We start from the raw sequence: 10,397 nt of genomic DNA, 5'->3' as shown, positions 1-10,397 counted from the left end.
GCGGCATCGTTGTGCGGCGTGCGCTCGCCGTCGAGATAGGGCAGGAACTTGATCGGGCTCGGCCCATCGACACGCTCGCCGAGCGGCGCCAGCAGCGCCGCGGCCGGCGTCTCCATCACGCCGGACAGCCAGGCGAGCGAGGCCGCCGCCGACAGCATCACGCCCATCTGGTGCCAGAGCCCGGGCAGCGCGTGACAGAAGGCATGCACGGCTGAAGCCGGCGCCGGTGCAAAGCGATCGGTGACGCGGAACACCACACCTGAAGTTCCCAGCGACAGAAACGCATCTCCGGGTGCGATGGCGCCGAGCCCGATCGCGCTCGCCGCGCAGTCGCCGGCGCCGCCGGCCACCACGACACCTTTCGCCATGCCCCAGCGCTGCGCCAGGTCCGGCGCGAGCACAGCACTGACTTCGCTGCCTTCGACGAGGCGCGGCATGTGGCGCAGGTCGAGCCCGGTGGCCTGCAGCAGAGCCTCCGACCAGCGGCGCTGGCCGACGTCGAGCCACAGCGTACCGGCGGCATCCGACATGTCCTCGACCATTTCGCCGGTGAGGCGATAGCGGACATAGGCCTTCGGCAGCAGCACTTTTGCGACGCGCTCGAAGATGTCCGGCTCATGCCGCGCGACCCAGAGCAGCTTTGGCGCGGTGAAGCCGGGCATTGCGAGATTGCCGGCGATGGCGTGCAGTGACGGACAGCGTCGCTCGAGCTCGGCGCATTCGGCCTGCGAGCGGCCGTCGTTCCAGAGGATTGCGGGACGTAACGGGCGGCCGTTCTCGCCCAGCAGCGTCGCACCATGCATCTGGCCGGATAGTCCGATGCCGGCTACCCGCGCGACCTCACGCGGATGGCGGGATGCGAGATCATCGACCGCGCCGGTCGCCGCGTCGACCCAGGCGTCGGGATCCTGCTCGGACCACAGCGGCGCGGGATGCGACAGCGCAAGCTCGCGCGCCGCCGTCGCGAGAATCGCGCCGGCTTCGCTCACGAGCACCGCCTTCACACCGGACGTGCCGATGTCCATTCCGAGATACACGCCATCCCTCCCATTCACCTCGCAGCGTGCGATCTTGCGTCGCCTTCCCCGCCACGGGCCATTTCGAAAATCGCCTGCCGCTAGGGCAGATTGTCCCGCATCACGATGTCGATCCTGATCTTCTCCTGTTCGCGCAAGATCGGCTCGCCGCGGGCGAGCGCAAGCAGCACGCGTACGGCGGCGCGCGCCTCATGTCCTGGGTTCTGCGAGATCGCGGCATCCATCACGCCCTGCAACAGCAGCCGGCGCGTCAGCGCCGTGACGTCGTGCCCGACGAACACCACCTGCTTGTCGCGGCCGGCGTCGCTCAACGCTTTGGCGACGCCTTGCGTGCCGGCGCCGACGTTATAAAGGCCGACAATGTCAGAATGCCTGCCGAACAGCCGGGCCAGCAGCTGCTCCGAACGCTCGTCCTCGTCGCGCCCTTCCAGCACCGGCAGCACGGCGAGACCGGGGAATTCCGACGCCATCACCTGGTTGAAGCCGAAAATGCGCTCGGCGTGATCGCGCAGGCCCTGCGAGCCGGCGACGATGGCAACCTTGCCGGACCGGCCGCCGACCAGCCGACCGACCAGCGCACCGGCGGTGCGCCCCGCGGCGATGTTGTCGATGCCGACATAATGGTGGCGCCGCGACGTCGGCACGTCCGACACCAGCGTGACCACTTTGGTGCCGGCGTCGACGAGATCGTTGATCGCGGCGCGGACGCCGGGATGATCCAGCGCCACCACGGCGACGCCGTCGTAATCGCCGAAGAGTGTCTCCAGCGAAACCGCGAGCACGGAGGGATCGAATACGTCGGTTGCGACCATCTCGACACTCAGGCGACGTGCCGAGAGCCACGCCGACATCTCGCCGAGATAGGCCTCGATCTGCTGCATGAACGGGTTCGGTCCGGACGGCATCACGAAGGCAAAGCGGCGGGCGCGGCCGCGGGCGAGCTCTGCGGCGGCCACATGCGGCTGGAAGGAGTTGCGCTCGATGGTCTCTTTGACGCGCCGGACCGTGTCCGGCCGCACACCCGGGCGATTATGCAGGACCCGGTCCACGGTCGCCAAGCTCACGCCGGCCTCGCGCGCGATGTCCTTCAGGGTCAGCGCGGTGGCAGTGAGCGTGTCTGAGTAGCTCTCTTGGGCCATGGCTGAAGGCTAGCAGATGTGTTTTGAGGTACGCAACTCATTTTGAGGGGCGTGTCGGATTTTTCGAGCCCCGGTTGCACCGGGCCCCACCTCGTCGGCGGCCTCAGCTGCCGCTCAGATCCAGCGTCAGGAACAGGCTGTTGGGATCCTCGACATAGCCCTCGAACGGGCCGCAGCGGACGAAGCCGTGCGCCCGGTACAGCGCGTGAGCCGGCCTGAAATAGTCCCACGAGCCGGTCTCGAGGCTGAGCCGTGTCAAGTCGCGCGCGCGGGCTTCACTGATGATGTGGCGGAGCATCTGGCCGCCAAAGCCGCGCCGCCGCGTGGTCTGAAGCGTATGCATCGACTTCACCTCGCCATGGGCGGCCGAAAGTGTCTTCAGCGCGCCGGTGGCGACCAGCGTCTCGCCATCCCATCCGGTCCAGAACGCGACGTCGCTCGCGCGAAGGCCCGCCAGATCGAGCGCATGGGCGCTGCCCGGCGCGGTCTGCGCCCGCGCTGCCGTGACATGATGGTCGAGCAGCGCGATCACGCGCGGATCGAACGTGTCGCCGGTCCGGATCTGCATCGTCACGGCCTCACTCCGCTTGAAAGCCGCATCTGCATGAGGACCATATCGAGCCAGCGGCCGAACTTGCAGCCGACCTCAGGCATGCGGCCAACCTCGGCAAAGCCGAACGAGGCGTGCAGCGCGATCGAGGCGGAATTCGAGGCCTCGATCGCGGCGACCATCGTGTGCTTGTTCAACGCCGTGGCCCGCTCGATCAGCGCAACCATCAGGCCGCGGCCGATGCCCGCGCGATGATGCCGCTCGTCGACATAGACGGAATTCTCGACCGTGTGGCGATAGCCGGGCCAGGGACGGAAATCGCCGAAGGACGCGAAGCCGACCACATCCCTGCCCTTCATGGCGACCAGAACGGGATAGCCGGCCTCCCGTCGCGCCCGGATCCACGCGCGCCGCGAATCGAGATCAACCGGGCCGTCGGTCCAGACCGCCGTGGTGTTGATTGCGGCATGGTTGTAGATGGCCAAAATATCTTTGGCATCCTCCAGCATGGCGTCCCGCACGATCATCGGCATCACATTTTCCCGTAAGAAGTGCCGCGCCGCGTGATGATGACGTAGCGCGCGTCCTGTCTGGTCTCGTTCTCGAAGGTCACCGCACGCATCACGTCGAAATCGAGACAATCGCCCTCGCGCAGGCGCACCGTCTTGGCGTCGATGTGCACGGCGATCGCGCCCTCCAGCATCAGCAGCTGCTGGGTAAACGCATTGCGGCCCCAGGGGCTGTACGGCACCCGCGCGCCGGCCGGCAGGTCGACGACGATGATCTCGAGGCCGCTCGCTGCGTCCGTCGGCGAGGCGTGCCGCCTTCGATAGCCGCTCTCGGGATCGCGCCAGTGCGGCTGGTCGGCAAGGCGCACCAGGCGCTCCGGCGGCTTTTCGGCCAGCGCCACCACGTCGCTGAGCGACACGTCGAGCGCGGCGCAGAGCTTGCCGAGCAGCGAAGCCGTCGCACTGCTCTGCGCCCGCTCCACCCGCCCGATCATGGCCCGGCTGACGCCGGAGCGCGCTGCAAGTTCGTTCAACGTCATGCCCGCCTGCGTCCTCAGGGTCTTCAAGCGACGACCGATCGCGCGATCGAGTTTCTGCTGGTCCATGGTCTTCATCCGAACATTGCCCGACACGAGGACCGCACCCATCGGGGCGGGGGGAGCTTAAGCCGGGCGAGGCGCGCGTGCCGGGAGCGAGGAGCTAATATATTAGAATCTTTGCGTCAAAGAGCTTTGATCTACGTCCGCCGTCAATATCGCAACGGCCGGATCGGCAGGGGCAGCCCTAATCCCTGCTGAAATGCGCGGTTTTCGACGCCGGAAGTGTCTGTGTCAAAAGCGACTGGACCTCCGGCGCCACAAGCGCGTGGAACGGGCGGGTTCGGCAACGCGTTCCGTGGAAATCCGCTAGACAAGAAAATCCGACGCCGCGCCGTGGACCTGCGGGATCAGGGATCCATGTGCGAGGTGAAGCGTCATCGCATGATGATCCGCATCGGTCAGCGTCAAAATATCGGTCTGATTGTCGAAGGCCACATTCACGTTGGTGTCGAAGCCATCCAGCACCAACGTCGTGCCTGGCGTATAGTTTGCGATGACACCGGATGTTTGCTTGGCACCGGGCCCGAAGACAAACGAATCCGTACCGGTCAGAACGACATTGCTGCTCAGATTGCCAGTGACCGCCAACGTGCCGTTGTTGACGTAGACAGTTCCAGTCCCGCTCAAATTGTCGACCTTGAGCACGCCACTGTCCAGGACAGTGCCGTTGTTGACGAAATTACCTGAGACGTCCACCTCGCTGCCGGCGCGCACATCGACCAGGCCCGCACTTGTCAAACCGTTCCTGAAGTCGATCGCGCTGCCCTGATCGGCGGTGATCGTTGCAAATCCGTTGAAAACGGCGTCGTCGAAATCGAGCGAGGCGTGCGTGGCTTCGATCAGCCCGCTGTTGGTGACAGAATTGCCGGTGTTCACTTCAAGCGGTTGAGACCCGTTCGCATCGAGCGTGCCGGCGAAGCCGATAATCAAAGTGAGGCTATGGTCTCCGTTTCCGATCGCGCCGGCGCCGTCGATCGTGCCGCCTTCAAGGTCGAGCGTATGATGCGCACCGCTGTTCAGGATCAGGGAGCCCGGATCGAGCTTGATCTCGCCGTTGCCGATCACGACGACGTCGCCGGTCAGGACAGTTTTCGTGGCATTGAAGAGCTCGATCTTGCCGTCGTTGTTCAGCAGGCCGCTGACATTCAGAACGCTTCCGGCACCGTCGTCGAACACGGCGCCAGCCTTGAGTGTCACGTTGTTGAAGGTGTTGGTGCTGCCTGCAACCGATTCGATAAGTCCGCCGGATGTCGCGTCCAGCGAGATCCCGTCGAGATGCACATTGTCGAAGGTGATGGCACCACCATTGGCGACGATCACACCGAGGGAGCCACCGAAGATCATATCGTTCGCGAACGCGAGCGTCGCCTGGGTTTCGTTCAGCGAGCCGAGATCACTGATCAGGCTGTTGCTGATGACACCGGTGCTGCCGGTCTCGTGCAGGCTCCCGGTCACGCCGATACTGATCGTTGCCCCATCGATCGATGTGAAGCCCGTCGAGCCGGTGACAATCAGAACACCGCCGGAAGCGGTGTCACTCACGTCGGTGACCGTGATCGCGACGTTCTTTGTGGTGATTTTCTCCCCGTCGCTGACCGCCACGGTGACGTCATAGACATTGTCGTGGTTTGCGTCTTTCGGCGCTTCGAAGTCGGGCGCAGACTTGAACGTCACATCGCCCGTCGCCGACACGTCGAACAGAGCCGCGTCAGTGCCGGACAGCGAATAGGTCAGCGCGGGACCGTCCACATCAGTCGCCGCGATGTGGTAGGCGACGCCTGTGCCATTCTCCGCGAAGCTTGCCGTCGCGCCCGAGCCGATCACGGGCGCATCGTCGATTCCCGTCAAAGTCACGGTGATGTTCTGCATCATAGGACCGGCGGCGCCGCCGAGGACCAAGATGAAGGTGTCGGTATGGGTCTGTCCGGCCGCGAGCGGAGCGATGTTGGCATGAGAGACATCATAGCTCCACGTCACCTTGCCATCGGTAACGTCGACGGTGGCCGTGACTGTGCCGAGATTGCCGTCTTCCGGTGCCACCGCGGCCGAGTGGGTGCCGGTATAGACCACCGACCGCGATGTCGAAACATGGGCAGCGCCATTGTCCGTCAGCCTCGCTTCGGTGACGGAAGGCGTAGCAAGATCTCTTATGAAGATGTCCCCGAGGCGGTTGGTATCGCCCGGCACCAGAATGCTGTTTGAAGACTCGAATACCACCTTGGTGCCATCAGGCGAGAACGCGGGAGTCCGGCTGTACCCGATCTGAAACGGCAGGCCCCCATTGGTCGAGACGGCCGTGATGGCACCCGTGGTCAGGTCCTTCACATAGACCTCATCGCCATGGACACCTGGCACGAGATTGGTGGCATAGGAATAGAACGCAATCCTGGTGCCATCAGGCGAGAACACGGGTTTCTGGGCTTCGCCGTTGTCCTGCGGGACTCCGTCGGCACTGGCCGATACCAACGTGATCACGCCTGTGGTCAGATCTTTGATGACAATGTTGCCGATTTCGGGATTGGAACCACCCGGCACAAGATTATCGGCAAAGGTATAGAACGCCACCTTGGTGCCATCGGGCGAGAACACCGGGTCGTAGCTGCCGCGATTCCCATGCACGCCGCCGGCGCTGACCGACACCAGTGTGGTGGCCCCGGTGGCAAGATCCTTGATGTAGACGTCGCTGGTGTCGCCAAATCCTGTGTTCGACCCGAACACGATCTTGGTGCCATCGGGCGAGAACGAGGGAGGAAAGGTAAAGCCATTCTCCTCACCGCCGTGGTGTTGATCGTTGTACGGGCTGGGCGCCACGAGTGTTATGGCGCCAGTGATCAGGTCTTTCACGAAGATGTCGCGCAGGTGGTCGGTATCGCCCGGCACGAGATTGTCGGCATCGGAATAGAACGCAACCTTGGTGCCATCAGGGGAGAATATCGGGTTGGTGGTCTGGACGCCGTCCGCCTGTTCCCCACTGGCACTCGTCGATACGCGCGTGAGGGCACCGGTGGCCAGGTCCTTCACGAAGATGTCGGCGCCCGTTGCGAACGCCAACTTGGTGCCATCGGGCGAAAAAATCGGCTGGTAGCCACCCAGCTGGACCCCGCTGGCATCGGTCGACACGAGCGTGATCGCCCCGGTCGACAGGTCCTTCACGAAGACGTCCGCTCCGCCGTTGGTATCGCCGGGCACCAGATTGTCGGCAGTGGACTCGAACGCGACTTTCGTGCCGTCGGGCGAGAACACGGGCTGGTAGCTCCAGCCATCCGCCTGCGCCCCGGTTGCGCTGGTCGACACGCGCGTGAACGCATCGTCGCTGCCACCACCAGCGGTGAAAACAGGTGCTGAATTTGTCATCAATGCCTCCGTTTGCCCGGCAACAGACCGGGTCCGAATGTTTTGTTCGATGATCAGAAACAAGAACGCGGCGCCAATAAGTCGCTGCGGATCAGACTGCTGATCGAAGCAAGTTTAGTGCCCCTGGATGACGAACGCTTGGTGCAGCCGGGCAGGATCAGATAGAGCGTCGTTGGCTGCCTCGCTGCACGACAAGCAATCAAACTGCACCAGCAGTCTTTCACCGAGACGCAGCCGCATGGGGGCCGCGAGAGCGCATGGCACCCCTCAGGGTGACGGTTCGAAAGATCTGTAGGGTGAACAAAGCGAAGCGTGCCCACCACTTCTTGTCATGATCCCGAAAGACAGATGGTGGGCACGGCGCTATGCGCCTTTGCCCACCCTACAACTGCGAGAGCGCATAGCACCCGTCAGCGTCATCTCGTGTCGTCGAGATCAATAAGCCGCTCCATTCTGAAATGCAGCGCGAGCGGTGATCTGTTCGATCGCCAAGAATTGGCCGCTTGAACCGACGCTGGGGAATGGAGCGGGCGAAGGGAATCGAACCCTCGTATGCAGCTTGGGAAGCTGCCGTTCTACCATTGAACTACGCCCGCGGATGCGCTGCTCACGCCCGTCCTGATTAGCCGAGACGGCGCGTCCCGCCAAGCGGTTTGGCGCGACCGGCCGGACGCTTCTTAACGTTTCAGCAAGATTCCAGGTGCGCCGAATTGTGGCGGTGTTATGATCTCGTGTCTGGGGAGAGACGTGCACTGAGTGGGGCGTGTGCATGGTGGGGCGCGGCTACGCGATATTCGACACGGCAATCGGGCGCTGCGGCATCATCTGGAGCAGCACCGGCGTCGTGGCCGTGCAATTGCCGGAGGCGCGGGAGATCGACACCCGCCGCCGGATTTTCGCGGTCCATCCCGAGGCGCGCGAGCAGCAGCCTCCGCTGAATGCCGAGCTTGCGATCGAGGGCATCGTGGGCCTGCTGCAGGGTAACGATCCCGACTTTTCCGACGTCAGCCTGGATGCCGGCGGCGTGCCCGGCTTCAACCGCCGGGTCTACGAGTACGCCTGCACGATCCCGCGCGGAGAGACGCGCACCTATCACGAGATCGCCAAGGCGCTGGGGGCCTCTGGCGCGGCGCATTCGGTGGCGCAGGCGGTTGCGAAAAATCCCTACATGCTGATCGTGCCCTGCCACCGCGCGCTGGARGCCGGCAATTACACCGACCGGCTCTCGCCCTATGGCGGGGTGATCTCCAAGCGGCGGCTGCTGGCACTCGAGGGCGCCCATCCGGTCGCCAGCAAGACGCTGTTCGAGGTGTTGCTGCCCGTTGCCCCGCCGAGGCCCTCCACCTAGATAGGTGGCATGGATGCAACCACGCTGCTGACGACACGCTCGATCACGGTCTCCGAGTTCCGCTGCGATGCGGGGCCGGACGACACGCCGTTTGCGGAGTGCCGCACCGGGCATTCCATCGCCTATGTCCGCGCCGGCAGCTTCGGCTGCCATTGCCGCGCCGGCTTCTTCGAGCTGGTGGCGGGCTCGATGCTGGTCGGCGCGCCCGGCGAGGAATACACCTGCACGCATGAGCATGTCAGCGGCGACGTCTGCCTGGGCTTCTTCTTCAGCGAGGACCTGGTCGATGCCCTCGGAGGACGGCACGAGATCTGGAAGGTCGGCGCGACACCGCCGCTGCCCGAGCTGATGGTGCTGGGCGAACTCGCCCAGACGGCGGCAGATGGCAACAGCGATCTCGGCCTCGACGAGATCGGCCAGATCCTCGCCGGCCGCTTCGTTGACGTCGTCTCGGGCAAGGCGCGCAAGCCGGCCACACCCACCGCACGCGACCGCCGCCGCGCCGTCGAAGCCGCGCTGTGGATCGACGCCAACTCGCATGAAGAGGTCGACCTCGAACAGGCCGCGCGGCAGGCGGGACTGAGCCCGTTCCATTTCCTGCGGCTGTTCTCGGCGGTGCTCGGCGTCACCCCGCATCAATATCTGGTGCGCTCGCGGCTGCGACACGCCGCGCGCCTGCTCACCGAGGACGACATCGCGGTCACCGACGTCGCCTATGACGTCGGCTTCGGCGATCTCTCCAATTTCGTCCGCACCTTCCATCGCGCCGCCGGCGTGTCGCCGACGAAGTTCCGGCAGGCGTCGAAGGGTGAGCGCAGGATCTTCGGGGAACGCCTCGTCCTCAACTGAGACACGTCGGCCGCATCGCAGGTAACAGTCTGTTGACCAGACAGGTGTGACGCGCTGGCGCTTGCGGTACATCGCGCGGTACTACAACCAAAGGGCGACTTGGCGCCCCTTCAACGCGGCGAACCGGCAGATGAACAGTGCCTCGAGTGACGTGATTGCGGCCACGCTGATCGCGCTTGTCGTCGGCCTCGCCTTCATCGCGGGTTGTGCCCTCTATTACGGCCGTCAGATCAGCTCGCGCAGGATTCCGATGCAGTGGGACAGCGACGGTCAGCCGGCCTGGTTTGCACCACGGCTCGTTGGGCTCTGGTTCAGCTTCGGCGTCACGGCGGCCCTTTCCGTGTTCCTGCTCGTCCTCGCCCTTCATGCCCCGCAAAAGCTCACAGCCCTGATCGTGGCAACGATCAGCGTGATTGGAGCGAACATGTGGGTTCAGGTCTATCATCTGAGACGGGTAATCCGGTGGCAAGCGGAGGCACCGGCGAACTAGCCGGACGCCGGTCGCAAGATTCTCCAAGAGCGGCCTGCCCTCAATTGACTAGGTTCGTTTCCGGCGTGCGCCAGTCGCGGCGCGCTTTGCAATGGAGACGAACATGTACGACCACATCGGACTTCGCGTAGCCGATCTCGATGCCGCCACGCGCTTCTACACCGCGGTGCTGGCGCCGCTCGGCTACGTCCTGTGCTCGAGCGGCGACGGCTATGCCGGCTTCGGGCCGAAGGGCGAGCCGGCGCTGTGGCTGCACCTGAACAAGGGGCGGAAGGCCGACGGCGCGCATATCGCGTTTCGCGCCGGGACTCATGACGCGGTCAAGGCGTTCCACAGCGAGGGCCTGAACAGCGGCGGCCGCGACAATGGCGGCGCCGGCCCGCGCAAGGATTACAGCCCGACCTATTACGCGGCGTTTCTGATCGATCCGGACGGCAACAATGTCGAGGCGGTTTGTGTGTGAGCTTTAGCCGCCAGCTCCGTCATTGCGAGGAGCTCTTGCGACGAAGCAATCCAGACTGC

General features: G+C 64.4%; 10 protein-coding genes and 1 tRNA gene. 4 read left to right on the top strand and 7 right to left on the bottom strand.

Annotated features, from left to right (window positions below; genetic code table 11):
- The 7 genes from xylB to AC1D00_RS11365 form a co-directional block, all read right to left on the bottom strand.
- Positions 1 to 1,037 (bottom strand): xylulokinase (xylB, locus tag AC1D00_RS11395; RefSeq protein ID WP_477010740.1); only part of this gene is annotated, 1,037 nt, incomplete at its 3' end.
- A gap of 80 nt (positions 1,038 to 1,117) precedes the next feature.
- Complete coding sequence (locus AC1D00_RS11390) at positions 1,118 to 2,176, bottom strand: LacI family DNA-binding transcriptional regulator (protein ID WP_404551209.1); 1,059 nt, start codon at positions 2,174 to 2,176, stop codon at positions 1,118 to 1,120.
- Between the two features lie 103 nt (positions 2,177 to 2,279).
- Positions 2,280 to 2,744: a GNAT family N-acetyltransferase gene (locus AC1D00_RS11385; protein ID WP_404558870.1), complete on the bottom strand. Its 465-nt coding sequence runs from the start codon at positions 2,742 to 2,744 to the stop codon at positions 2,280 to 2,282.
- 2 nt (positions 2,745 to 2,746) lie between these two features.
- Entirely contained in the window at positions 2,747 to 3,259 is a 513-nt protein-coding gene (locus AC1D00_RS11380; protein ID WP_477010739.1) for an N-acetyltransferase family protein, read from the bottom strand.
- Positions 3,259 to 3,840, bottom strand: coding sequence for a helix-turn-helix domain-containing protein (locus AC1D00_RS11375; protein ID WP_167771074.1), 582 nt, complete (start codon positions 3,838 to 3,840; stop codon positions 3,259 to 3,261). The genes AC1D00_RS11380 and AC1D00_RS11375 overlap by 1 nt, the downstream gene beginning before the upstream one ends.
- A 300-nt stretch (positions 3,841 to 4,140) precedes the next feature.
- The gene (locus AC1D00_RS11370; protein ID WP_477010738.1) at positions 4,141 to 7,251 is read right to left on the bottom strand and encodes a DPP IV N-terminal domain-containing protein; all 3,111 of its coding nucleotides are present in this window, start codon (positions 7,249 to 7,251) and stop codon (positions 4,141 to 4,143) included.
- 459 nt (positions 7,252 to 7,710) lie between these two features.
- A tRNA-Gly gene (locus tag AC1D00_RS11365) sits at positions 7,711 to 7,784 on the bottom strand.
- Between the two features lie 173 nt (positions 7,785 to 7,957).
- Between AC1D00_RS11365 and AC1D00_RS11360 the strand changes: the two genes are divergently transcribed.
- The 4 genes from AC1D00_RS11360 (at position 7,958) to AC1D00_RS11345 (ending at position 10,338) form a co-directional block, all read left to right on the top strand.
- Complete coding sequence (locus tag AC1D00_RS11360; RefSeq protein ID WP_404551212.1) at positions 7,958 to 8,536, top strand: methylated-DNA--[protein]-cysteine S-methyltransferase; 579 nt, start codon at positions 7,958 to 7,960, stop codon at positions 8,534 to 8,536.
- A gap of 9 nt (positions 8,537 to 8,545) precedes the next feature.
- Complete coding sequence (locus AC1D00_RS11355) at positions 8,546 to 9,385, top strand: helix-turn-helix transcriptional regulator (RefSeq protein WP_135176193.1); 840 nt, start codon at positions 8,546 to 8,548, stop codon at positions 9,383 to 9,385.
- 61 nt (positions 9,386 to 9,446) lie between these two features.
- On the top strand, positions 9,447 to 9,875 hold the full coding sequence (locus tag AC1D00_RS11350) for a hypothetical protein (RefSeq protein WP_404551214.1): 429 nt from the start codon (positions 9,447 to 9,449) through the stop codon (positions 9,873 to 9,875).
- Positions 9,876 to 9,978: 103 nt separating this feature from the next.
- A complete protein-coding gene (locus tag AC1D00_RS11345; protein WP_477010737.1) occupies positions 9,979 to 10,338 on the top strand; it encodes a VOC family protein in 360 nt (119 codons plus the stop codon).
- The last annotated feature ends 59 nt before the right edge of the window (positions 10,339 to 10,397 follow it).

It is taken from the genome of Bradyrhizobium sp. P2_E8 (assembly GCF_056403875.1).
The sequence above is the reverse complement of the archived record's forward strand: the minus strand, read 5'-3'. Positions and strand labels throughout refer to the sequence as shown.